The sequence below is a fragment of the Acinetobacter sp. CAU_H_56 genome (genome assembly GCF_058599425.1).
The window spans coordinates 2,083,098-2,108,306 of the sequence record NZ_CM178654.1; the positions used below are offsets into that span (position 1 = coordinate 2,083,098).

23 protein-coding genes and 1 pseudogene are annotated in these 25,209 nt (G+C 41.3%); 11 read left to right on the top strand and 13 right to left on the bottom strand.

Going from position 1 to position 25,209, the window contains the following annotated elements:
- Nucleotides 1–52 precede the first annotated feature (52 nt).
- From AC4MCC_RS09925 to glnA, 5 genes are all read right to left on the bottom strand, one after another.
- Nucleotides 53–1,303, bottom strand: coding sequence for an alpha/beta hydrolase family protein (locus tag AC4MCC_RS09925; protein ID WP_491885216.1), 1,251 nt, complete (start codon nucleotides 1,301–1,303; stop codon nucleotides 53–55).
- 105 nt (nucleotides 1,304–1,408) lie between these two features.
- Nucleotides 1,409–2,287: a 4-hydroxybenzoate octaprenyltransferase gene (gene ubiA, locus AC4MCC_RS09930; RefSeq protein WP_491875979.1), complete on the bottom strand. Its 879-nt coding sequence runs from the start codon at nucleotides 2,285–2,287 to the stop codon at nucleotides 1,409–1,411.
- 6 nt (nucleotides 2,288–2,293) lie between these two features.
- Nucleotides 2,294–2,752 carry a chorismate--pyruvate lyase family protein gene (locus tag AC4MCC_RS09935; protein WP_419363534.1) on the bottom strand — a complete coding sequence of 153 codons (459 nt, stop codon included), beginning with the start codon at nucleotides 2,750–2,752 and terminating at the stop codon, nucleotides 2,294–2,296.
- 55 nt (nucleotides 2,753–2,807) lie between these two features.
- A complete protein-coding gene (locus AC4MCC_RS09940; protein ID WP_419363433.1) occupies nucleotides 2,808–3,083 on the bottom strand; it encodes a hypothetical protein in 276 nt (91 codons plus the stop codon).
- Nucleotides 3,084–3,170: 87 nt separating this feature from the next.
- On the bottom strand, nucleotides 3,171–4,586 hold the full coding sequence (gene glnA / locus AC4MCC_RS09945; protein WP_419374422.1) for a type I glutamate--ammonia ligase: 1,416 nt from the start codon (nucleotides 4,584–4,586) through the stop codon (nucleotides 3,171–3,173).
- A gap of 807 nt (nucleotides 4,587–5,393) precedes the next feature.
- Between glnA and AC4MCC_RS09950 the strand changes: the two genes are divergently transcribed.
- Genes AC4MCC_RS09950 through trpC form a run of 3 tightly spaced genes read left to right on the top strand, consistent with a single transcriptional unit; the run spans nucleotide 5,394 to nucleotide 7,869 of the window.
- Complete coding sequence (locus AC4MCC_RS09950; protein ID WP_491885217.1) at nucleotides 5,394–5,978, top strand: anthranilate synthase component II; 585 nt, start codon at nucleotides 5,394–5,396, stop codon at nucleotides 5,976–5,978.
- 17 nt (nucleotides 5,979–5,995) lie between these two features.
- The gene (trpD, locus tag AC4MCC_RS09955) at nucleotides 5,996–7,042 is read left to right on the top strand and encodes an anthranilate phosphoribosyltransferase (protein ID WP_491885218.1); all 1,047 of its coding nucleotides are present in this window, start codon (nucleotides 5,996–5,998) and stop codon (nucleotides 7,040–7,042) included.
- Between the two features lie 20 nt (nucleotides 7,043–7,062).
- The gene (gene trpC, locus AC4MCC_RS09960; protein ID WP_491875982.1) at nucleotides 7,063–7,869 is read left to right on the top strand and encodes an indole-3-glycerol phosphate synthase TrpC; all 807 of its coding nucleotides are present in this window, start codon (nucleotides 7,063–7,065) and stop codon (nucleotides 7,867–7,869) included.
- 61 nt (nucleotides 7,870–7,930) lie between these two features.
- Here trpC and AC4MCC_RS09965 read toward each other — a convergent pair whose 3' ends face one another.
- The gene (locus tag AC4MCC_RS09965) at nucleotides 7,931–8,371 is read right to left on the bottom strand and encodes a GFA family protein (protein ID WP_491880747.1); all 441 of its coding nucleotides are present in this window, start codon (nucleotides 8,369–8,371) and stop codon (nucleotides 7,931–7,933) included.
- A gap of 251 nt (nucleotides 8,372–8,622) precedes the next feature.
- On the opposite strand from AC4MCC_RS09965, the gene AC4MCC_RS09970 reads away from it, so the two are divergent.
- The 4 genes and pseudogenes from AC4MCC_RS09970 to AC4MCC_RS09985 all read left to right on the top strand — a co-directional run bounded on the left by AC4MCC_RS09970 (nucleotide 8,623) and on the right by AC4MCC_RS09985 (nucleotide 11,192).
- A complete protein-coding gene (locus tag AC4MCC_RS09970; protein WP_491880746.1) occupies nucleotides 8,623–9,306 on the top strand; it encodes a Smr/MutS family protein in 684 nt (227 codons plus the stop codon).
- A 93-nt stretch (nucleotides 9,307–9,399) separates the two neighbouring features.
- A complete protein-coding gene (gene folE / locus AC4MCC_RS09975; protein ID WP_171064799.1) occupies nucleotides 9,400–9,948 on the top strand; it encodes a GTP cyclohydrolase I FolE in 549 nt (182 codons plus the stop codon).
- Nucleotides 9,949–10,012: 64 nt separating this feature from the next.
- Nucleotides 10,013–10,372 carry a cupin domain-containing protein gene (locus AC4MCC_RS09980; RefSeq protein WP_419363424.1) on the top strand — a complete coding sequence of 120 codons (360 nt, stop codon included), beginning with the start codon at nucleotides 10,013–10,015 and terminating at the stop codon, nucleotides 10,370–10,372.
- A gap of 265 nt (nucleotides 10,373–10,637) precedes the next feature.
- A pseudogene (locus tag AC4MCC_RS09985) lies at nucleotides 10,638–11,192 on the top strand (DUF4385 domain-containing protein).
- Here the strand turns inward: AC4MCC_RS09985 and AC4MCC_RS09990 are convergent.
- From AC4MCC_RS09990 to hemE, 5 genes are all read right to left on the bottom strand, one after another.
- Complete coding sequence (locus AC4MCC_RS09990) at nucleotides 11,189–12,586, bottom strand: diguanylate cyclase (RefSeq protein ID WP_491885219.1); 1,398 nt, start codon at nucleotides 12,584–12,586, stop codon at nucleotides 11,189–11,191. The pseudogene AC4MCC_RS09985 and the gene AC4MCC_RS09990 sit on opposite strands and share 4 nt — an antisense overlap.
- Nucleotides 12,587–12,790: 204 nt before the next feature.
- Entirely contained in the window at nucleotides 12,791–14,677 is a 1,887-nt protein-coding gene (locus AC4MCC_RS09995; RefSeq protein ID WP_491885851.1) for an Lnb N-terminal periplasmic domain-containing protein, read from the bottom strand.
- 68 nt (nucleotides 14,678–14,745) lie between these two features.
- Entirely contained in the window at nucleotides 14,746–15,216 is a 471-nt protein-coding gene (locus tag AC4MCC_RS10000; RefSeq protein WP_347454358.1) for a DUF3015 family protein, read from the bottom strand.
- Nucleotides 15,217–15,373: 157 nt separating this feature from the next.
- Nucleotides 15,374–16,174, bottom strand: coding sequence for a DUF817 family protein (locus AC4MCC_RS10005; RefSeq protein ID WP_491885220.1), 801 nt, complete (start codon nucleotides 16,172–16,174; stop codon nucleotides 15,374–15,376).
- 10 nt (nucleotides 16,175–16,184) lie between these two features.
- Entirely contained in the window at nucleotides 16,185–17,255 is a 1,071-nt protein-coding gene (gene hemE, locus AC4MCC_RS10010) for a uroporphyrinogen decarboxylase (RefSeq protein ID WP_419374416.1), read from the bottom strand.
- 206 nt (nucleotides 17,256–17,461) lie between these two features.
- On the opposite strand from hemE, the gene AC4MCC_RS10015 reads away from it, so the two are divergent.
- The 4 genes from AC4MCC_RS10015 (at nucleotide 17,462) to AC4MCC_RS10030 (ending at nucleotide 23,915) form a co-directional block, all read left to right on the top strand.
- Nucleotides 17,462–18,679 (top strand): L,D-transpeptidase family protein, encoded by a 1,218-nt coding sequence (locus AC4MCC_RS10015; RefSeq protein WP_491885221.1) that lies wholly within the window; start codon nucleotides 17,462–17,464, stop codon nucleotides 18,677–18,679.
- A gap of 163 nt (nucleotides 18,680–18,842) precedes the next feature.
- Nucleotides 18,843–19,541, top strand: coding sequence for a pirin family protein (locus AC4MCC_RS10020; RefSeq protein WP_419374415.1), 699 nt, complete (start codon nucleotides 18,843–18,845; stop codon nucleotides 19,539–19,541).
- A gap of 304 nt (nucleotides 19,542–19,845) precedes the next feature.
- On the top strand, nucleotides 19,846–20,826 hold the full coding sequence (locus AC4MCC_RS10025; protein WP_491885222.1) for a methyltransferase: 981 nt from the start codon (nucleotides 19,846–19,848) through the stop codon (nucleotides 20,824–20,826).
- Between the two features lie 257 nt (nucleotides 20,827–21,083).
- Nucleotides 21,084–23,915, top strand: a complete 2,832-nt coding sequence (locus AC4MCC_RS10030; RefSeq protein WP_491885223.1) for an ImpA family metalloprotease — start codon at nucleotides 21,084–21,086, stop codon at nucleotides 23,913–23,915.
- Between the two features lie 107 nt (nucleotides 23,916–24,022).
- On the opposite strand, the gene AC4MCC_RS10035 is transcribed toward AC4MCC_RS10030, so the two are convergent.
- Both AC4MCC_RS10035 and AC4MCC_RS10040 read right to left on the bottom strand, forming a co-directional pair.
- On the bottom strand, nucleotides 24,023–24,508 hold the full coding sequence (locus tag AC4MCC_RS10035; RefSeq protein ID WP_034706081.1) for a CinA family protein: 486 nt from the start codon (nucleotides 24,506–24,508) through the stop codon (nucleotides 24,023–24,025).
- A gap of 476 nt (nucleotides 24,509–24,984) precedes the next feature.
- Nucleotides 24,985–25,182 (bottom strand): hypothetical protein, encoded by a 198-nt coding sequence (locus tag AC4MCC_RS10040; protein WP_419363401.1) that lies wholly within the window; start codon nucleotides 25,180–25,182, stop codon nucleotides 24,985–24,987.
- Nucleotides 25,183–25,209 lie beyond the last annotated feature (27 nt).

A 25,209-nucleotide genomic window follows, 5' to 3' on the forward strand; every position in this document is an offset into this window, starting at 1 on the left:
CTCAAGGCCTAGCATCACAAGGAATAAAAAGGAGCCGAAGCTCCTTTTAGGATTAAGGATTGACAGAAATACCTGAAGGCATATAGGTATTAATAAAGGTCAGCAGCTGGGTTCTGCTTTCTACAATAGCCTCGGTATGTGAAGCATTCTCTACCTCTACAAAATTCACTGTGGTTCCCATATCTTTCAAGCCCTGTTGTAAAGTATTTGTTACTGGATACGGAACAGCCATATCTGCAGTACCTTGAATGATCATCACAGGAACATTAATTTTTTCAGTTGCAGGCTGATTATTCTGAAGGAACTTTTCAACCGACGAATTATTCTGGAAGTTTTCTACTAATCCCGGATAGTCCACGACTGTTTTTTCCGGATTATTCACCAGATAATCATCAATATCTTGCATATATTCAGTAATCAATGGCCCTAAACAAAGTCCATTTTCTCCAGTCGTGCCTTCCGCCTTTTCAGCTACAATCCCTGCACGGCTTGAAAATATATTGCGATAGTTAAAGCCTGGTTCATAAGCTTTAATCCCTACAGCCACATAAGCCGCATATGCCAGTAATTCTGCATAGACCGCTTTCGCAGCATTACCTTGTCCAGCCTCAACCAAAGCACTAAGCGCTTGCGGTGCTACTTCACTGATAATATAACCCAGACTTGAGGCCGGAGCTGCTGCCACTGCTGCCTTATAATTTGGATCTTCATCGGCAAACTGGGCTGTGGCAAGTGATGCGTGTCCTCCCTGGGATTGTCCCACTGAGACCCAAGCACCATTAAATCGATTTCCTTGTTGTTCTTTAAAGGCTCTTACTGCATAGATAGCCGATTGTGCCACACTTTTTAAATTTAAATAAGGATGAATTCCCCGAGTACCTAATCCTTCATAATCGGGGGCAACAATCACATATCCCTGTGCAAGTAAACTGCTGGCCAGTCCTCTAAAATTATTATTCAGCTGGTTATTACTTGGTGCACAAGAATCACCACTACCCACCGTGCCATGTTCCCAAACCACCACTCTCCATCCATCTTGAGGTTGAGGTGTATTTGGATAAAACACCATGGCTGTCGCTTCAGCCCGTTCACCATTTACGTTTGGCATGTTATAGCGTATGACTTGAATATCTGACGCTTCAGGCAAGGTATCCTCATCATAAGATTGTTGACTTAAAAATACCCTTTCCTGTGGTCGGAACGAATCATTATCATCGTCATTACACGCAGTCATGAACAATGACATGGAACATACCAGTGCCAGACAGGTTTTTTTGAAACCGTTTTTCACTACATTATTCATATTCTAATCCCTTATTGTTGTTTATGATTTTCATGAAGAATCTTGAATTAAGCATAAAAAAAGCACCCTTATAGGATGCTTTTGTTATGAATCGACAAGGTGCAGTTACAGAAGCGCGGCAAAGATTCCAAGGAAAATCATCAGTCCCACCCAACGGTTATGACGGAAGGCCCAGAAACAGCGTTGCGGGTCTTTATCTCGAGTTTTTGACCATTGATAAATAAAATCAATTGCGACGGCTAGAAGCCCCATCAGGCCAAATGGAACAAGCAAATCTTCAATCCATAATGCCGTGCCAATCAAGACCAGACTTAGAGCCTGTAAGGTACTAATGATCTGAATATCATGCTGACCAAATAAAATGGCTGTGGATTTTACCCCAATCTTCAAATCATACTCACGATCGGTAATCGCATATTGCGTGTCATAGGCTACAGTCCAGGCCAGATTGCCAAAATAGAGAAGCCAGCAGGTTAAGTCAGGTGTCTGCCCGACTGCGGTATAAGCCATCGGAATTGACCATGAAAATGCAGCTCCCAGAAATACTTGCGGCAAATGGGTATAACGCTTCATAAAAGGATAAATAAAGGCTAAAAATAGCGCCCCAAATGACCAATAGAACGTTTCAATGGGCAGAAAGAAAAGCAAGAAGGCACTGGCCATTACCAGCACCGAAAACACCGCTACCGCTTCTTTGGCACTAATCACCCCGGTAGCTAAAGGCCGGTCTTTGGTACGTTCAACATGTGCATCTACTTTACGGTCAGCAAAGTCATTAATGGCACAACCTGCCGCACGCATAAAGATCACACCAAGAATCATCAGCACCAGGATACTTAGATCAGGAATTCCTTTTCCGGCGACCCACAAGGCCCACATGGTCGGCCAAAATACCAGTTCTGTGCCAATCGGCTTATCAAAACGACAAAGATAATAATAGGCGCTGAGACGTTCACGCCAGGTAATTGCTTGTGCAGTTGCCATATCAAATTAAGCCTGTTGATTTTGTATAAAGTGTTCAAATGCTGGTAAAAATGTTTCTTGTACGATAAATTTACACCCACGCCAAGTATAGCAGCTCTGCCGCGTCCAGCCTTCTTCCAGATAAACTACACGACGTTCACAATGCGGATTGGTACGCTGAAATAACAGCCAGCCAATGGGTTTTGTACCGATATGCTGAAAGATTCGGGCACGCTTTTGTAAACTCAAAACTGGGAAAATACTTTTGGCTTTGACCCAAGGTTGCTCTTCACAGCCATATAAATTACTTTCCCGCACCCAAGAGGTATGTTGGTAAGGCATTTTCATCCAGTTCGCATCTACAAGGCTTAAACGCTGAAAATGTTCCTGTACTGGCTCCACCCGAAACTTTCCACCTGCCAGATCTGTTAACTGCTGGGTAAGCGATCCTGAAGCATAGAGCCATTTCCGAAGCGCGGCAGGCATCTGCTGTCCCTGCTTGTTTTTAACTGTCGAATTCAAACTCTTTTCCACTTTTTAATCAGGCATTATCTGTCTTGGCAATGACAGTATATTTTCCATTGGGTAATTTTTTTAAAATTAATCCATCGCTGCTGAGGTAAAAACTGGCGGGATAGTCATAATCCAAGGCTAATTCAGGGTTTTTCAGCGCAACAAATTCAGCCTGCTTATAGCCTTCAGGTGTACGCCCTACTTCGATGTAAGTCACTTCAGAAAAATTCAGCTTAAAGCCTTTGCTTTGATCTTGAGGATCAATCCAGGGAAAGAAACCGGTATGCTTTTTACGTGCTGCCATAAAATCTGATCTTTATTTAATATCTACATCATACAAAAAAACCCGCACGAAGGCGGGTCTTTTTTTACAGTGAAATTCTTATCAGAATTACAGGCTGTAGTACATGTCGAATTCAACTGGGTGAGTAGTCGTATTCAGACGACGTACTTCTTCAGTTTTCAGCTCGATATAAGCATTCAACATCTCTTCTGTGAACACGCCACCTTTTAACAGGTAGTCATGATCTTCTTTAAGAGCATCAAGTGCCATATCAAGGCTGTGCGCCACTGTAGGGATTTTAGCTTCTTCTTCAGGAGGAAGATCGTACAAGTTCTTGTCAGCAGCTTCGCCTGGATGAATCTTGTTTTGGATACCATCAAGACCAGCCATTAATAATGCCGCGAAACCGAGGTACGGGTTCATCATTGGATCTGGGAAACGTGCTTCGATACGTTTGCCTTTCGGGCTAGATACGTAAGGAATACGGATAGACGCTGAACGGTTACGCGCAGAGTAAGCCAGCATAATCGGCGCTTCAAAATGCGGAACCAGACGCTTGTAAGAGTTTGTAGAAGGGTTGGTTAATGCATTTAATGAACGCGCATGCTTGATGATACCGCCGATGAAATACAGTGCGGTTTCAGATAGGCCTGCATATTCATCACCAGCAAACAGGTTCTTGCCGTCTTTAGAGATCGACATGTGAACATGCATACCCGAACCGTTGTCACCTACCATTGGCTTAGGCATGAAGGTTGCAGTTTTCGCATATTGATGTGCCACATTCCAAACTGCGTATTTGAACTGTTGTACTTCATCTGCTTTACGAACCATGGTATTAAAGCTTACACCGATTTCAAGCTGACAAGATGCAACTTCGTGGTGATGTACTTCTACACGGCCAGGACCCATGATTTCTTCAATTTTTGCACACATGTCTGCACGCATATCATGTGAAGAGTCAACTGGAGGAACCGGGAAGTAACCGCCTTTAACACGTGGACGGTGACCTGAGTTACCAGCTTCATAGTCTTTACCTGTAGACCAGGCAGCTTCTTCAGCGATTAATGTATGGCGCGCGCCAGACATATCCACTTCCCATTTTACTTCGTCAAACACGAAGAATTCTGGTTCTGGACCGAAGAATGCAGTATCACCAATACCTGTAGATTTCAGGTATTCTTCTGCACGGCGAGCAATCGAACGTGGGTCACGTTCATAACCTTGACCAGTTGATGGTTCGATAACGTCACAAGTCACAACAACAGTTGGCTCTGCAAAGAACGGGTCGATGAAACCTGTTTCTGCATCTGGACGTAAGATCATGTCCGATGCTTCGATGCCTTTCCAACCTGCGATTGAAGAACCGTCAAACATTTTGCCGTCTTCAAACGTATCTTCATCAATACTGTCTGCTGGATAAGTAACGTGCTGTTCTTTACCCTTGGTATCAGTAAAGCGAAAATCGACCCATTTCGCGCCACTTTCTTGTATGAGTTGAAGGACCTTGTTCGCCATGCTCATTTTGCTCCGATGTTTTTTGTTGCACTCGCAAAGTGCGTGTTAGAAGTTGGTATCTATTAAGCAATTAGCGTACCAACTTTTAAAAGTATATCTAAAATCTTGAAATCTTTATAAGAAAACATAGGAAGATAAAAATACCTTGTCGCTATTATACTGTGACTTAAACTAAATGCACTATATTCAAGCATTCTTCCTGAGATTTGTTGCAGGTATTTTTTTAGCGCACCTAAATAGTGCGACGTTTTCATATTAGGTAAGAATAGGAGCACTTTTCAGTGAGGATTTGCGTTTTTATGCTAATTTAGTTTAAAAAATATTCAATTTCGTTTAATTCTGGTTAATTTTTATCAGTTACAAAGTGGTATCTGGAGGTTTGTGTATTTAAAAAGATCACTATTTTGAGTCACTTTTATTCAAATTGTCGATCTTATTGTTTGATTTATCCCATGCATTATTATTCAAATGATGTTTTTTTCAGCATAATGATTTTAATCATTTAAAACCTATTTATTTTTAATTTAAAAAAATAATAACTGCAATATTTATTTAAACTTACTTTTCGTCAGTCAATTACTTATACGCACATTTAAAATATTTAAAAGGCTGTGAGCTACTCACCCGGCTGAAAATTGAAAAATTATTGCGCCCGATGTGGCTATTTTTTGCTATGATGAGGCGTGCTTTATTTTCACACAATGAAATCAACGATTTAGTCGTGTATTCCCTAGACTTGCAATAAGTCCCGATAAAGCTCAATCTGGATCACTTTAGCACAGTTAAGTGCGATAATTTCAATAGGTTAAGCTCATGCTTCTAATGATCGACAACTATGACTCCTTTACTTATAACATCGTCCAGTATTTTGGCGAACTGAATCAAGAAGTAAAAGTAGTCCGCAATGATGCCGTGACATTGGAGGATATTGAGCGATGGCAACCCAAGTATCTGGTGATTGGTCCTGGTCCATGTTCGCCAAGTGAAGCTGGAATTTCGATTCCTGCCATTCAGCATTTTGGCGGCAAGATTCCCCTGCTCGGTGTTTGTCTGGGGCATCAAAGTATTGGTCAGGCTTTTGGCGGCGATATTATTCGTGCCAAACGCGTCATGCATGGTCGCTTGTCTGATATGTATCACAGCAATGAAGGCATTTTCAGCAATCTGCCAAATCCTTTCTCTGCGACGCGTTACCACTCGCTGGTGATTGATCAGGCCACTTTACCAGAATGCCTGGAAGTGACCTGCTGGACCAATGAAGAAGATGGTTCTATGGAAGAAATCATGGGGATTAAACATAAGACACTACCTATTGAAGGTGTGCAGTTCCATCCGGAATCAATCCTGAGCCAGCATGGTCATCAGATCTTTAAAAACTTTCTTGAAATTAACGCATAATGGGCAAAACGCAAGTCATGAATATTCAACAAGCTTTAAGCAATATTACTAAAAACATTCACCTGACTCAGGAACAAATGGAAGACGTGATGCGTACCATCATGTCTGGCGAAGCAACCGATGCCCAGATCGGTGCTCTGCTCATGGGTCTACGCCTCAAAGGCGAAAGTATTGACGAGATTACTGCTGCAGCACGTGTCATGCGTGAACTAGCAACCAAAATCGATGTCAGTGATGTCCCTCATCTGGTGGATATCGTCGGTACAGGCGGTGATGGACAAAACCTGTTTAACGTATCTACCGCTTCAGCCTTTGTAATTGCAGCAGCTGGTGCAACCATTGCCAAACATGGTAACCGTGGTGTTTCTACCAAATCAGGTTCTTCAGACTTACTGGAACAGGCAGGTATTAATCTTGATTTGAATATGCAGCAAACCGAACGCTGTATCCGTGATATTGGTGTGGGCTTCCTGTTCGCGCCAAACCATCACAAAGCCATGAAATATGCGATTGGTCCACGTAAAGAACTGGGTATTCGTAGTATTTTCAACCTGCTCGGCCCGCTTACGAATCCGGCCGGTGTAAAACGTTTAGTCATCGGGGTATTTTCCAATGAACTTTGCCGCCCGATTGCAGAAGTCATGAAACAGCTCGGTGCTGAACATGTGATGGTCGTACATTCACGTGATGGCTTAGATGAAATTAGTCTGGCTTCCTCTACCTATGTGGCTGAGCTGAAAAACGGTGAAATCACTGAATGGGAAATCATTCCTGAACAGGTCGATATTGAATCGCAAACCTTAACTGGTTTAATTATTGAAAGCTCAGCAGAAAGTCTGGCTTTGATTAAAGATGCCTTAGGCAAGAAGAAATCTGAGATCGGTCATAAGGCTGCCAATATGATTGCTCTAAATGCTGGTGCTGGAATTTATGTATCAGGCCTGACTTCAAGCTATAAACAAGGTGTGGCACTGGCACACGATATTATTTATGGTGGTCAGGCACTGGAAAAAATGAGCGTGCTGTCAGAATTCACCAAAACCATCAAACAATACGAAGCTTAATACGGTCAGGAATTTGAATCATGGTTGATATTGCAAATACAATTTTGGGTAAAATTGTTGATCGTAAGAAAGAAGAGTTCGCTCTTCGTCTTAAGCAGAAAAGCTATAAGGATATAGAAGAGTTAGCTCAAGGCGCGACACCTGTACGTGGTTTTGCTCAATCTTTAATGTCTAAACGCCCGGGTGTAATCGCTGAAATTAAAAAGGCTTCTCCGTCCAAAGGCGTGATTCGTGATAACTTCAATCCTGCAGAAATTGCGGCGCAATATCAGGATGCCGGCGCTGCCTGTTTATCTGTACTGACAGATGTGGATTTTTTCCAGGGTGCTGATGAAAATATTCAGATCGCCCGTTCGCACTGTGACTTGCCTGCGCTGCGTAAAGACTTCCTGATCGATCCTTATGGTGTGATTGAAGCACGTGCCTTAAATGCGGACTGTATTTTGCTGATCGTGGCCTGTCTGTCTGATCAGCAGTTAGAGGAAATGTCTAAAACCGCATTTGAGCATAATCTGGATGTACTGGTTGAAGTGCATGATGAAGAAGAATTAGGGCGTGCTTTAAAACTTTCTGATCGTTGTCTACTGGGTGTAAACAACCGTAATTTAAAAACTTTTGATGTCGACCTGAATACATCACTACGTCTGAAAAAATTACTGGATCCTTCACGCCTGCTGGTCACTGAAAGCGGTATTGCGACCCCTGCTGATGTTGCGATGATGCAGGAACATGATATTCATGCTTTCCTGGTCGGTGAAAGTTTCATGAAACAGCCACGCCCAGATCACGCTTTCCGTGATTTATTCGGTGAGCCTGAATCGGTTTAAAATATTAAGTATAAAAAAGCTCCATCTCAGCATGGGGCTTTTTTATTTCTAATAACGAAATTTAATACTGAGTTGAATGATCAAAATAAGAGATTAATTTTTCAAATTCTGGCAGTTCAGAATAGCACTCATCCGCCTTGATTTCATCTGCCCAATCTACTTTAGAGTTCAGACAAAAACTCAGTCTTTGCTGAATTTTGGGTGCTTGATCCAAAAGTCCCAAAGGAATCCAGGTCAATACAGTTGTACCTACCTGATTTGGTACAGGCGAGCCACAGTGTTGACAAAAATGAGAACGAAATCCGGTCTCTTTTTGATAACAGGAAATTGAAGCGTGTCCTGAGGTCCATTCAAAATATTGCTGATGAACTAAAGTTGCTGCATTCGCGGCCGTACCACTCTGTTTACGACATAAACTGCAGTGACAATGATACATGGTCTGAATATTCGTATTTACTTTGAACTGGACATTGCCACACAAACAACTGCCTGAATAACTCATTTTTAATTTTCCAGGTTTGATTGATTTATATTTAAAGAGAGATGTTCCATCGAGGCAACTGTTAAAATGATAAAAGGAGAAAATTCATGAATTATTTTCTATTTAAATTTCAACCAGCTCTTCAATAATAGAAAACCATCCAGAAATTAAAGCTAGGTTTGGGATATGTTGTATTTAGTGCAATTCATTTCTCCTTTCAGTGATTTAAGACTATAATTTACCAAATTCAGTATCTCCCCCGTTTCCAGATTATGAGCAAACACGATTCTTCGCTTTCTAAAGATCAGTATAATTTACTCAAAAATCTTAAAAAGCAAATTAGTCATCCTCAGCCTAAGGCCGAACCTGTTGCCCCTGTCGTGAAAACAGCGGAGCAGGAACAGGAGGAAGACCTCGATCTATTTCGCAAGCAGATGCAAGGCGTACAAAAAATTGATGCCGGCAATATTGCGAAAATTGAAAAATCTCCCAAGAAAAAAGTTGATGCACAAACCTTGGCCAAGCGTGCTGCTGCCGAAGGTCCCATGCATACCGATGAAACCGTTCTATCTGATACTCAAGCCATGCTCAATCCGGTTGGCAGTCAGGCTAGCTTAAGCTACCGCATTGCGACCTTGCAGCATAAGGTTTTTGAAGATTTAAAAGCAGGAAATCTGCGCTGGTTTGAAGCTGTCGACCTGCATGGTTGTACGGTCGAAGAAGCACGTCAGGCTGTGCTTCAGATTATCCAGATCGCCAAAGATGAAAACCAGAACGTGATCAAGATCGTACATGGCAAAGGGCCAGAAGCAATCTTAAAAACCTATGTCAACGGCTGGCTACGTCAGCACCGTGATGTTCTGGCCTTTGTCAGTGCGCCTGAAAAACAGGGTGGCACTGGTGCAGTTTTAGTTTTGCTAAAACGTGCAGAAAAAAATCCAAAGTTTAAACAGTAAGCGGATTTACCCTCAAAACAAGGCATTGTAAAAGATTTCTGCTACAATGCCGTCCTTGTTCATTCTCAGTTTAAGTGAATACGTCATATGACTATGCAGCAATCTTACGCAAACATTCTTACTGCCGTTGGTGAAGATCTCAATCGCCCTGGTCTCAAAGATACGCCCGTGCGTGCTGCGAAAGCGTTTTCGTATTTAACCTCAGGTTATAGCCAGACTCTGGAAGAAGTGACCAATAGTGCGGTTTTCCCATCAGATAACCGTGAAATGGTTTTAGTGAAAAATATCGAATTTTATTCCCTGTGCGAACACCATTTATTGCCATTTTATGGCCGTGTACATATTGCCTATTTACCTGAAGGCAAAGTATTGGGGCTGTCTAAATTTGCACGTATTACTGAAATGTTTGCCCGTCGTTTGCAGATTCAGGAAAATCTGACCCAGCAAATCGCAGAAGCAGTTGCTGAAGTCACCAATGCACGTGGTGTGGCTGTGATGATTGATTCAGCACATATGTGTATGATGATGCGTGGTGTTGGTAAACAGGAATCAACGACGCGTACGGTGTCATTTATCGGTGACTTTAAAACCGATAAAGAAGTCCGCCGTGAGTTTTTAGGTGCTGTACCTGAAAGTTATTAATATAGATTCATAAATGAAAGCCTCAATTGATATTGGGGCTTTTTTACACGATGAGGTTATGAAAATGTCATCTATTTGGATTGCGGGTCAAGGTTTAGGCCAGGCTGAAGAAAGTATCGATTATCCACGTCCAGACCGGCTGGTTAAAGGCAATCCTAAACGCCTGACCCAGAGTGCCTATCAACATCCCAATATGGATTGCGGAACCTGGCAATGTGAAGTGGGTGCCTGGAATATTGTATTCGCTGAAAATAAACAGGAATTCTTTCAGGTAATCGAAGGGATCGTCCGTTTACATGATGCTCAGGGACAATCCTTTGTTGAAATCAAGGCAGGTGAAGCCGGCATTATTCCACCCGGTTTTATTGGCACTTTTGAAGTGGTTGAAGCCGTTAAAAAATATTATGTCGTGGTAGAAAGTTAAAAGATAAGTACGAATTCAATATCTTCATCAGTTAAGGAATTTTGCAATCAATTCCTTAACTTTTCTACTTATTCATTCAATTTCTTAAAATTTTATCCCTACATTCTTTTCAAAAAGTTGTCTTAATTAACCTGCTCCCCTTCTTCCAAATAAACAAATTGATGCTGCATAATTAATTTTCTAACTACATTTCCTGCCATGTTTAAATACAGACCTTTTGTTTGGAAGGCTGCATGATCCAAGTGTATAAATTCTGGAAACAGCCATGAGTAGAAAGCAGCCTGATCCGCCTAAACGCCCTTCACGTATTCATTCAAATAGTTTTGACTATAGTCTAGATTTTAAGAAAATTGATTTCCGTAAACGTCCGGACTTATACCGGATCGGACGCGGTGAGCAAGGCGTGCTTTTAGTGGAACCTTATAAGTCAGAAATTTTGCCCCACTGGCGTTTTGCAGATGCGGAAAAAGCCCGAGCCAGTAGTTAAAAAATTTATGCCCTGTTTCTGGAATATTTAAAACAGGAAGATTTTGTCGGGGCCGATATGGCACGCAAGTTTTTACAAATGGGTTATACCCGCGCCCGGCGTTATGCCAATCATAAAGGTGGCAAAAAATACGATGGGCCAGTTCCAGATGATAAAAAGGGTTTAAGTGGTGCGCATGGGCGTGAAGAATTGCCGCGCAGTTCTGAAGATCCGGTTAAAGCTGCTGCAGCGAAAATATTTAAACAAAAATGGGATGAAGCCAAAGTCCATCCCGAATATGTGCGGCAAAAACAGCAATTTCAGGCTGCAATTCAGCAGCAAGCTTTAAATTAAACAGATGCTTTTTGTGCACCCTGAATTTGAGAAGGTTGCGCCAGATAGACCCGGTTACGCCCTGTATTTTTAGCCATATATAGTGCAGCATCTGCGGCATCCAGGAATCTTTGGTAATCTGGATGACCATCAAATAACGCACAGCCAATACTAACCGTGAGTCTGAATTGCTGCCCTTGAGCCGTATTGATCAAGCCATGCTCTACATATTTACGGATATTTTCAGCAATGTTCAGTGCACGTCTTTCATCGGAATCGACCAGCAGCAGCAGGAATTCTTCCCCACCGACACAGAATGCATAGTCACTACCCTGAATGTATTTCTGTAGAGCATCAGCAATAAATTTTAAGGCTAGATCACCAGCTGCATGACCATATTTATCATTAATGGCTTTGAAGAAATCGGCATCAATCGCTAGCAAGGATAATGGTGTCTGGTTATCACGAGAAAAGTTAATTTCACGTGAAATAATGGTATTTAAATAACGGCGATTCAATAACTGGGTTAACGAGTCATTTCCAGATTCGATGTAATCTGCAACCTGAAATAATTGATCGACCAAGTGCTGTATTTCACGGTTTAAGTCACGAATACTTTGAATCAGATTCAGCATCTGATCTTTTTCAGTACATTCCAGCACTGCCTGATTCAGCGTATCGATCTGATAAATTCGCTCGATAATTAAATCGACCTGATCAGAACCGGTAAAGGCATAAGACGCCTTATGAATAAACCATAAGCCAAATTCTGACTTGGACAGCATTTGATGTCTAATGCCTGTAGTGCCAGAAAAGACCTTGAACATCAGCTCATTTTCCCAATCCAGCAATGAACTGCGCTGTTTATCTTTTTGTACCGCAACATCCTGCATTGCAGAAAATACCCGGTAACTGTGCTTCATTTCCTGATTCTGGACTGATTTTGCCTCATAGGAACGACACATAATTTCTGTGGCAAATCCCATGATTTGCACAATATAACTACAGGTAGTGAGCATGTTTGGCTGCGGATTCAAACTCAGCAATTCAAACATTTTGCGCTGAATTTCCCGTACACCGCGCATAATCAGCCAGGATGGAATCCCGACCCGTGCATGCACATGTCCAACGATATTCTGTTTTTGCACGGCTTCTGCATAACGCTTATTCAGCGCTACACTAAAACTTTCTGAAAGCCACTGATGTAAAGTATCGCGTAAACGCTGCTGAATCAGCTCATCAGTAAAATATTGAGATGCTTCTTCTTCCAAGAGCATATTTTTATAGAATTCTTCTACCAGTACCAAAGAGTGGTCTTGAATAAACTGAAATGCGTGTAGCAAATCATCCGATGAATAATTTTGACAGATCTGCTCCCACTGCTCCGCCAGCATAGCCATACACTCATTATTCATATAACTTTTCCCGATACTTTGCGATTCGCAGTGATATTATGTGACAAATACAACAATATTCAGGCATTTTAACCCAATTACTGAATACAATCTTTGATAATATCGGTAGAAGTCTCCGAACATGAATTTATTTGAAACATTCAAATACAAGTCATTTGATCTATAAACTTCATTTACTCAATATTCGAGGTTATGTTAGCCAAATTAAAAATAATGGACTAAACCCAAACTCCATTTTTCCCAGTCTTTCGAGTCCTGTTGCTGATATTCCCAGCCCGCCCGAATGGCATTTTGTGTATTCCATGCATATTGCAACTGGCTTTTCAATTTCAGTTGCCACTGATGGGAGTCTTCCCAATACGGTAATTCCACCTGTACCAGACTATTGATCTGATCCGTCCAGATATTCTGGCAACCCACCGTTGGCCCCATACCGATACGCCATCCTTTGTCTAGCGCTTTTCCGGCCTGCACATGATTTTGTAGTTGCACATAGCAGAGATGTTCACGTGCTTCATTTGCCCAGCTATAGCCACCCTGAACCTGAAAATTGGCTACACCATGCTGCTGCTCGGTACTAAACTGGCCATGCTGATCCAGTGCTTCCTGTTTCCAGCCTAGATTAAAGCCCCAAGATAACGGCGCTTTAAATGCATTGATCGGGTTATAGGAATTCACTGTAAGTAGATCCAGGTGTTCCAGCTTCACGCGGTCATCACGATACTGCAATGCACCATCAAGGAATAATAATTGGGTTCCTGTACGCAGCCCGCCTTGCGGATCCATCAGGTCATGATAGGCCTGCCGGTGACCGATTTCGATGATTTTTTTGCCTTGAACTTCGCCGGTTTTAAGTGAGAAATTACGTGCTGCATGTCCTTGTACCGGATCAGTTTCTGGTGTCGAGACTTGCAGTCGCTGACGTTCAAAAGGCAGCTGGCTTCGCTGAATCAGAAGCTGACGTAATCTTGGCTGGGCAATTTTGGGATCAACTTTCTGACCGATAAACTGTAGGTACAGATCATCATAGGCCATCTCCAAAATTTTGGCCTGATCCTGTGTTGAATAAGATGCTAATAAACTTTGATCCTGATTCTGCGCTGCTAATGCTAATTCATGTGCTGTGCGGGCAAGTTTATGACCATGCTGTGCTGCCTGTGCATTCAGCTGGGTTTCCAGTGCCGGGCGATAGACTACATCTTTAATCAGTTTTTGTTGCTGAATCGCTTTAATGGTTTCCACGGGAATGGCAGCAACTTTAAATTTTTCCTGCAAGTTTGCTTCTGGCCGTACCAGATCAATCAAGCCTAATAAACGGTAAGCACAATTGTCCTGCACAAAATAGTAGGGAAACTGTACATGCTTCATTTCCCAGATATGCTGCACCAGAAATTGGGTTTCTTCTGGCGTTAAGGTGAGTTCATATTCCCACAGATCTCGACTTTCAAAATCACCATATTCTTTAACCTTACGATAATAAGGCATCAGGGAATATTCACCGGGATATTGCCCGGTTAAACCTTTCCAGGCATAGGACCAGCTCTGCTCTCCCTCAACCGTTGCAGCATAATTCACCGCATAAGAAACCAGTTTCAGTTCAGCCTGATCTTTGGGATCGAGTCGTAGCAAGGTATGCCCAAACATCGAGCTGGGATTACCCATAAAATCGGTGGCATAAATCAGGGTTGCTTTATACGGCTTGATCTCGGAAAGCCACTGATCCAGTTCTGAACATTCTGTTTTTGGCAATGCATCAGCAGGAATCTGCAGTTTCTGGATAAGAAATTGACTGCGTGCTGGGAAACGGCATTGAATAGACTGATCTGGTTCAGCCTCATGAAATAAAGCTTTAATATTCTCTGCAAGTTCTGCCTTTAAATTCTTTTGCCCTTCAGGATGATAAAAATAGCCGGCATAGCTAACTTCACTTTGCCCATTTTCACCTGCATACATTAAACGTTTCCAGGTGATGTCCTGATCAAGTCGCCGGTTTTCCGCCTGCTGGATATATTGTTCTGCAAGATTTGCATAAATAGTAGAACTAAAACAACTAATTAAAATGCTGGAACAGGTAAATACGCAGGACTTCATCTGAATCATGACTTTCTCATTTTTTGGACATAAAAAAACCCTGCCATCAGACAGGGTTTTCGGGCAGATTAAACGTAAGCTTTCAGCACGTCGTCATTTGCCATCACTTGTTGCAGAGATGCCAAAACGTCTAGAGAAGTTTCATTTTCTGCTGCATAGATTTGAGAGAAGTTATTTTTAGATACGCTAAAGAAACGTGCCTTATCTTCAGATTTGATATTCAGCAATTCAGCCAGTACATTCAGGCTTTCACCTTCACCGACTGCCATATCACGTGCCAGCGCTTCAGCATTTTCATTGGTAAAAGTTACCACTTTTGCAGTAATTGTACCAGTACCGCTACAGCCTAAAGTACCAAAGGTAATACCGAATAACTGGTTAGCGAAGATACCATTCGTTGTTGCTGCCAGGATTTTTGGCAATTTACCTGATTGGCCTGCCCATACCTGAGTACCAATACCACAACCTGTGTCACGGTCAGCAAAAGCAGCTGTTGAACCGACTGCCAATACTGCAGCCAAAGCAATTTTTTTTAACATTCATCATTCTCCAGAAAAATTTTTATAAAGCTTTCTTGTTAATGCATTTTTGTGTATTTGTGATTACACGCTGTTAGATTATCGAGAAGTTAGACATATGGCAAAACAAATTTGCTCATTTTTTCATCTTTAATATTCTGTGCATTCATCAGCGATTTTAGCTTTTCAGCTTCCAGTTTCCTTGCTGATCACGAATACCTAAAATCTTCATTACTAATACCAGACTTAACAATAACAGCAGATACCAGGAACCCAGTTTGGCCCAACCGACCATATGCCATTTCTCTACCTGACTTGGATAGAGCCAGATCTGATAGAAAGTACTAATGTTTTCCGCAATCCAGATAATAAAAGCCAGTAATGCTAATACAGGTAACATTGGTAATTGAAAGGTATGCTGATTCAACTGAAAACGGATACGGGTGTTCCAGAAAATTATCACACTCCATATAAAGAGAATGATGCGGTAATCCGGAATAAAAAACTTGCTCATGAAGTTGATATAAGACAACACTGCCAATGCCAGCATATGGCTAAAGCGCGGCAATTTTTCAAATGAAACTTGGTATAAGCGTAAGGAACGTGCAAAAAAACTGCCGACAGCCGAATACATAAAGCCGGCAAATAAAGGCACAGTCAGTATTTTAAAAATTGCAGGTTGCGGATATTGCCAGGATGCAATCGCCGGATGGGTCAGGAAAATTTCCATGACCATCGCCATGATATGGAACAAGGCAATTACTTTGGCTTCGGCCCAGGATTCCAGTTTGGTATAGAGTAATACCACCTGAATCAGTAAAGCAAAAAATAATAGATAATCATAGCGGTAGAAACCGTAAAATAGTTCACTACCCATCGATGCGGTTTGTGCAAAAGCAAGCAGGAGCAGAATCCCAAATAAGGCAGCCGAAGCTGCCTTATAGGTAAATTCAAACCCTGATTTAAAAAAGTCGATCAAGGTTTACATCCTAAAGATATTTAGCGCTGTACTCATGTACGGTATCAATAAATACTTTAGGATTGGCTGGATCCACCCATTGGGTAATGCCATGACCTAAGTTGGCTACATAACCGGTTTTTTCACCGTTGGCATAGGCATCATCCAGCATCAGCTTGGTCGCTTTAGCAATCGCGTCCGGAGTACCATATAAAGTTGCTGGATCAAGATTACCTTGTAGCGCAGCACGACCTGCAACAGTCTGACGCGCAACATTGAGCGGTGTGGTCCAGTCCAAACCAAAAGCATCTGCACCGGTCGCAACCATTGGCTCTAGCCATTGACCGCCACCTTTGGTAAACAGAATCACTGGAATCTTGCGGCCATCTTTTTCACGTTGCAAACCTGCCACGATTTTTTGCATATAATTGAGTGAAAATTCAACATATTCACGATGTGCAAGTGCCCCACCCCAGCTATCAAAGATCTGTACTGCCTGAGCACCGGCATCGATCTGGGCATTCAGATATTCAGTCACAGCATCTGCTAAACGTTCTAATAAAGCATGCAGAACTTCTGGCTGTGCGTACATCATGTTTTTAGTGAAACGGAAGTCTTTGCTCGAACCCCCTTCAACCATATACGTCGCTAAGGTCCACGGGCTGCCAGAGAAGCCGATCAATGGTACTTGCCCACCCAAAGCCGAACGAATGGTCGACACCGCATTCATTACATAATCAAGGTCAGACTTGGCATTAAATTTGGGTAAATTAGCCACATCCTGTTCAGTCCGCACAGTTTTGTGGAATTTCGGACCTTCACCTGCTTCAAAATACAGGCCCAGACCTAAAGCATCCGGAACAGTCAGAATATCCGAAAATAAAATGGCCGCATCCAGCTCATAACGGCGTAAAGGCTGTAAAGTCACTTCACAGGCAAATTCAGTATTTTTGCAAAGAGAAAGGAAATCCCCTGCTTTGGCACGTGTTTCTCGATATTCTGGTAAATAACGGCCTGCCTGACGCATCATCCATACAGGGGTAGTATCTACAGGTTCACGTAACAATGCGCGCAGAAAACGATCATTTTTTAAGGTCGTCATTCACTTTCCTATCTATCTTTGATATTGCCCACATCATAACAAAATGACTGCATTTTGAATAACTTCTCATGACTTTAAAAACCGATCATGTTAAGTGATCAAATGTGAGGAATTACACAAAAGAACTACTGCATCTCCACATTTTTTCTGTAATACTTATAGTGTTTTTTCACATAGTTAACGAAATATTTTTAAGGTTGAGTTACATGTTCGTTCGCACAATGCTCGCTGTGAGTCTAGGTTGCATTTTCGCAGGTACTGTTTTCGCTGCGTCTACTGCTGAACAACCATTAAACCCCCAAGTTGTCACTGATGTTGCGGTTCAGGATCCGATTGATCCTTTAGCGACTGAAGCTTCGGCAGCACAAGCAGAAACTCGAATTAGTGCTCAAGAACAACAAGATCTGAAGAAAGCTTCTGAAGCATTAGATGTATTACAAGATACTGAAGACCAGACTGCCAATATCGGTGCTGCTCCAACCACGACTAAAGCACCGACAAATTCTGCTGCTGCAAAAGCATCTTGGACTTTAGACGGCCTTAATAATGCAAGCTGGTATGAAGATATTGGTAAAGGCCAATTTCCGGTATATGCACGTGCGCATGTCATGTTGAATAATGCCCATGCTTCTCCAGGTGCGATTGACGGTACTAGCGGTAAAAATACCTTGAAAGCGATCGCATCTTTCCAGCAAATGAATGGTATTAAACCAACAGGTACGTTGACTCAGGAAACTTGGGATGCCCTATTGGCTAAACAGGGTTCTAAGCCTGCTTTTGTGGAATACACCATCACTGAAGAAGACCTAAAAGGTCCTTATACCGAGTCTATTCCTTCTGACTATGCCTTACAGGCAAAAATGAAAGGTTTGTATTACACTCGCGTAACTGAAATGCTGGGTGAAAAATTCCATATGGATGAAGACTTTTTGAAAAAGTTAAATCCAAAAGCTACCTTTAAGAAAGCTGGGGAAAAGCTGATTGTTGCCAATATCCGCAATGAAGTTCCTGAAGATATTCATTTGATTGTGGCGCATAAAGGTGCTAAGCAGCTTTATCTGTTCAATAGCCGCAACCAGATGATCGCTTCTTTCCCGGCAACGATTGGTAGTTCAAGTACTCCATCGCCAACAGGAACTTATAAGGTGACTGGCGTAGCGAAAAACCCATGGTATAGCTACTCGCCATCTAACTTCGTTCAAGGCAATAACAAGAAACCACTTTCTTTACCACCTGGTCCAAACGGTCCTGTAGGTAATATCTGGATCGGTTTAAGCAAAAAATCATTTGGTATTCACGGTACACCAAATCCATCTGCAATCTCTAAAACTGCGTCACATGGTTGTATCCGTCTGACCAACTGGGATGCGAATGATTTAGGCCGTAAAGTGAAATCAGGTGTAACTGTCCGTTTCCTTGAATAATCTTTATTTAAGTCCCTAAGCCCGCTTACGAGTGGGCTTTTTTATTCCTGCTTTCTTTTATATCGTTGCAAAAATGCAATGATCTGTCGCCTGTTTATGATTTTTTAAGAATTAAAACAACGGTATGATGATCTCAAGTTAAAAATTAAAGTGAGATAAATCCATGAAAGCTTTTCTACATCCAAGTGAAAATCGTGGTCATGTAAAAATGGGCTGGCTAGAGTCTAAACACAGCTTCTCATTTGGCAACTGGTACAATCCGAACTATATGGGCGTGAGTGCATTACGCGTTATTAATGATGATCTGATTGATGCACATCAGGGCTTTGGTACCCATCCGCATGACAATATGGAAATTCTGACCTGTGTATTGAAAGGTACGATTACTCATCAGGACAGTATGGGCAATCATGGCGGTATTGCAGCCGGTGAATGGCAATTGATGAGTGCCGGAACCGGTGTACGTCATAGTGAAATGAACCAGGGTGATGAACAGGTACATCTCCTGCAAATCTGGATCATTCCGAATGAACGTGATGCTCAGCCGAATTATCAGCAAATTCGTCTGGATGCCAAAGAACAACCGAATCAATGGCATTTAATCTGTGGACCGAATGACAATGCACCCATGCACATTCGTCAAAATGCAGAAGTCAAAACCGCAGTGATCCAGCAAGGTCAAAGTCTAGATATTAAGGCAACCCAGCATATCAATTATGTACATGTGATTTCTGGCTCAGTACAAATTGTAGAATATACCGTTGAAGCTGGTGGCGCGATTGCCTTTATAGATGACGCAGAGATTAAAGCAATTGAAGATGCACAAGTGATCTGGTTTGATTTACCAGAAACTGCTCATTAAAACTTCTATTTATATTCAGTCTATGCCGACTCATCATTTTGATCAGTCGGCATTTTATAGAAAACATATAAAAATAAAAGTGATTCATTCTTTATAAGGATTTGAACTTCAAAATACCACTATACAAATTAAACCAATTCACATCAGTTTTTTACCGAACAACAGTAAATTTTGGGCGAAGATTGAGCTGATGCATTTTGAATGGATCAATATAGCGAATGGCTGTTCTGGTCATTATCTTGTATAGATTAAACAGGTGTATGCACCTTTTCATTTATTCTGAATAAACCGAAGAGCACATCTAATGAACCAGATTTTAGAAATTCAAAATAGCCAGCAACAAGCTCTGCACTTTTTATTAAATTTTTTAAAACAGCAGCAATATCAGTTTACCGCCATTACGCCACTTTCCCATCAACGGATTCTGGATCGCAAAAGAAGCGAAAAAAATAAATATAAAACCCTACAGGATATCTTTGGCTGGAATCTGGAATTTACAATTACCGATCTTGATCCTGTTCTTTTTTCATTATTGTTAGAACATCAGCTTCTAGAAGTTCAGGATAATGCATATAAAAGTCTGATCAGAGTCGCTTCACTCGAAGACGAATTATTTATTCACTCAGCCTTTCCCACCACCCAACAGGACGCTGTTTTTTTTGGTCCTGATACTTACCGTTTTGCCTATCATTTAAAGCAGTATTTATCTTGCCAGGCTAATTCTTTTAAACGGGCGGCTGAAATATGCTGTGGCACTTCTGCTGCTGCAATTCATATGGCTAAACATTTTCCAGATCATAAGGAAATCTTTGTCGCAGATCTGAATCCGAAAGCCCTTCTCTATAGCCAGATTAATATCAACTTTTCAGGTTTTGGTACGATTCATCCTGTGCAGAGTAATTTATTTTCTGGTCTTGAAGGCCAGTTCGATCTGATTTTTGCCAATCCTCCTTATTTAATTGATCCAGATCAACGGCAATACCGTCATGGAGGCAATGAACTGGATGGTAATGAATTGTCTTTTAAGATTATTAAACAGGGTTTACAACGACTCAGTCCAAATGGACGTCTATTTTTATATACTGGCGTCACTATTTGTCAGGAAGGCAATCGCTTCTTACAGCATCTGGAAGATTTAATGAAACAGCATCAAAATATTGACTGGTCTTATGAGGAAATTGATCCGGATATTTTTGGTGAAGAATTAGAGCAACCTGCTTATCAACATGTAGAAAGAATTGCGCTGGCCCTACTCAAGTTCGAAGTCAAAACTGATAGAACATGAATTTTCAGCTGGGATTGAGGCAATTTTTAAACTGCGGCCTAATTAAAACAAATAAAAATTAACTCAACCCGCATCACATTAAATATTATTCTTAATAACTATTTATCATTATAAAACATATACTTAAATTAAATATTAGTTCTATTTTATTACCACTTACTTCTATAATTCTCATCTGATATTTACGACAACTTTAAAAATAATGTCGTCTTTTTGGTTATACCTTGGGGAAAATTGTGGAAAGAAATTATTTGAGGTTGAAAACAGCCTTACTGACCTTATCGTTATCGATGAGTCTGATTGCCTGTGGTGGAGGTGGTAGTGAAGAATCAACCTCAGCGCCTGGAGAAGTACCAGATAATAGTTCACCTGTAACACCTCTCCCACCTGTAACCAATCGGATTGATCAGGCATTGAGTACAGGTGACGCGATACCTTTAACTGAGCAGGATTCAACTGCACTACTAGACTGGGCCTTACAGCTCGCCAAGCAACAACAAACATGGCAAAAGGGTTTAATTACCTCACTTTATACCAGTTCAAATGGCAAAGTTTTGCAACCTCAACTGCAATTTACGCCAACTGCTTCAATTAATCTTTATCCTTATGATTTAAGTGCAGCTTTGCCAATCGCAGTTTCAGATCAAGCCTGCGGCTGGAATTTAAGTCAGCAGGCGAATAAAGGCTGTGGTCTGGGAGTCGCATCACAAATCGGTAAAGGCCGTGCGCTGGCTTTTGGCCAGAATATGCTTGGGGGGATCTCAGCGAATAGTCCTGACGTGGTAGATTTTGCACCCGTGCTCAACAATGGTTTTCGCTGGCTATTGACGGGGAAAACACAAGCACAGCCTAAACAAGAACTTAAACTTACCGTGAATGGCCTGGCACAAACCAACCTGAGCATGATAGAAAATTATTTTGCCCAGCATTTAGGGGTTAAAGTTACCTTTCTACAATGTAATGTACTGGATCAAACCAATACCTGCTGGAAAGATGCTGACCTGATGATTTTAGGCAGTAATATCGGCGCCAATAATTTTGAATCCAGCTTGATTCAGGAATATCTGGAGGCAGGTAAGCTAATATATTTCCAGGCAATGGGTTATAACGTCACTACACCGATGGAAAAAATCTTTTCGGCATTGAAGATTGAAACCAATAATAATTACTGGCGTGGCCAAGATACTTTACTCATGTCTTCAGGACGTTCCATCACAGATCAATGGAATAAAGTGAATGACATCGATAGTACGATCCAAATGCTGGAATATTTCAAGTCACTAAGTGCAGCACGTCTAGGTGATTTAAATGCCAATAATTCGTTGATTCAAACCATCAATAAAGCTTCTACCAATTTACAAAATTTAAATGCACAAGGCATTACTGCATTTAGCGCAAAAAATAATAATCAGATTCTAAAAGCTTTGGTGTTATTGGCAGATCTCTGGCGTCCAGGCGTGAATTACAGCGGACTGTCGAAAAATAGTGATGCTCTGACTTTTATGCGTACGTATGCCAGCGACTCCTGGACGGACTATAAACGCAAAACCACATTGGTAAATCCAAATGGTGCTGGCGATTATATGCCAGCATCTGCACAAAACATGGCTGTCAGTACTCAAGCTGAAACCATTACCGTGACCATTCCGCAAGGCAGCGGAATTACCGCAATTGGTCGTGCCAGCATTCCGGGCAAACCTGTCAGTATTGAGATTGTTGATGCTCAAGGTGCGCAGCTTTCAGTCCAGACCAGCTATTTACGTGCCTGGGGCAATCCCTTTGATGATAGCGGCTATAAACGTCCTCGCCGCCCCAATAGTTTCACCGTGAAATTAGACACCACTCAAAGCAATGACTTTATCAGTCCGTTCGGTGGACCATTGATGTTGAATTACAGCAATGCCAAAGCAGGCTCTGTGGTGACCTTAAAAATCAAAGGTGCAGCAAAATATGCGCATTATGATTTTACTCAAACGATCACTGAAGCGGATATTAGCGAGGCCACCAGCATCCTGCAAAGTAGAAACTTCGGCTGGAACACTTTTAAATTTGTTGGTGGTGAAATTCAACAGACCAATGACTATGCTTTAAAAGCCATTGGTGATCGATCGGCACGTACCTATGTGGATCAGATTAAGGGCGTTATCTTTGACAGTAACCACATTGCCAACGGTTATAACAACATGCCGCTGGATAGCAGTACGGCACAGCGTTGTAATGAATTAGGCTGGGATTGTACCGGCACAGTTCATCGTGCACCGAATGTTCAGCATTTTGTGGGCTGGATTGCGACCTGTGGCTTCCTGTGCTCAGGAAATCCATCAGATGGGTCAACTGGCATTGATACCGGTTGGGGCTGGGTACATGAACTGGGACATAATACTGTTCAGGATGTCTTAACCATGGTATTCCCTTCTACTGAAACCGGAATAACTATTGGTTGCGTAGTGGAATGTAATAACAACATTCTGGCAGGCCTAAGCATGATGCGTAAATATCATCTATATGCTCAGGACAGTAATGGCAGCAACTTCCGCCACCCAACCTTATATGCCAATATCAAGGATACACGGAGTCTTGGTCTATCAGGTGAGGTACAACGTGCCGCCATGGAAAAACGCTTATGGCAAGATGGCTATCATGTATCGATGCAGGCCTTCCATATCCAGATGGCCATGAACTATACCCGTTTACATCAAGGTAAATCGCGACCTGATCTTCAGGGTGTATTTGAGTTCATACGGCTACTGAATACGGCGCAACGTTTATATAATCAGATTGATTTAAGTAAAGCCTCTCAAGCAGATAAGAATAAACTGGGACTAGGCGCCTTTAATGCGAAAAACATGAGCCGCCCTGACCTGATTTATGTGCTCAGTTCAAAAATCATGGGCTATGACCTTAAAGATTTCTATGCACTTTATGGCTTACCTGTAACTGCAACCGCACATGCTTCAGTCGCTATGCTTAATCTGCCTACTCCACCTTTGTATTTCTATGCGCAACCAGATGGTGGTTCAAATCGCCTGGCAACAGGACAATGGCTCACCATTCCAACGCATGGCCCTGTCCCTAATTATCCTTACTAATTGACCAATTAAATATAAAAAATCCCAGCTTCGGCTGGGATTTTTTATAACAGAGCATTTTCATGATCAGTGTATGAGCGACTATCAAGAGCTAAATAAATAGCGATTTACTTATTTTTCTTGTCCCGACTGCCTTCAAGGATTTCAATTAAGCTCAGATTGATATTTCTCGCCAGTTTTTTTAATTTCTCTCTCGGTTTTCCTCTGCAAAGAAAGCGGAAACTATAAAGCTCATCTTTATAAGAAATCACATAGAAAAAAGTTCCTACTGGCTTTTCTTTGGTTTCTGTCCCGCCTCTTTTTAATAGTCCTGTACAGGCAATATAAATATCAGAATAAAACATTTTCTTGGCTTTTCTGACCATTTCCTGCGTGACTTCCATAGATTCCGGCGTATATTTTTTAATAAATTCAGGTTTGATTTTTAAAATATTTTCTTTAACACCCATGTCATAACAGACCAGTCCGCCATATAGAATATCGCCAGAATATTTATTTTGGGAAAATCGGTAAGCCAGGTAACCTGCTGATGCACTCTCTAGAAAAGTAATACTTAATTTTTTTTTGGCGAGTAATTTTATACATTTATTCATAGAGTAAACTCCTGACTTTATGATCATCTATTGAGTATTAAATATTCAAAAATAAAAGATTAAATACTTAGCTTCTGAATGTCCTAGCAAAACTAAAACTGAACTACCCTTGCTCACCACCTTAAACCCGCTGTATATCCTCAGTCATTTATATGACTTAAGTTCATACCGACGAAACTTATAATAACCTTGACTGGTTTTAACTCTGATTGGCTTTCTGATTTGATGTGTATTAGATTTTTTATAGGTTGATAATAGTTTTATGCCTAAAAGCATAAGTAGTAGAAGATATAAAATATATATCACTGAAATGATGGCTAAGTCGATTTAAGTGTGAACTAAAATATGCTTATTAATTCAGGGTTTATTTATAAGACGATGAATAGGTTTAATTAAGAAGTGAATAATTTCAAAGACAAAATCCTGGCAAGATACCAGGATTTTTTATATGCACTTTTGGTCATGTCATATGACCACTAAATAATTTTGAAAATTTTGCCGCTGATGGTGCTTTGAAAAAACATTTCAAAACTTGGGCGAATATTTTCACCTTCAACTGTAATATGTTTGACGTTAGAATCCGATTGTGTACGAACAAAATCAGGATCAACAGTAGCCTGAATCACGTATTGAACACCGAATTGATCTTTCACACTGATCTTTTGCTTAAGCATAAATAAACCTTTAATAATGATTATAAG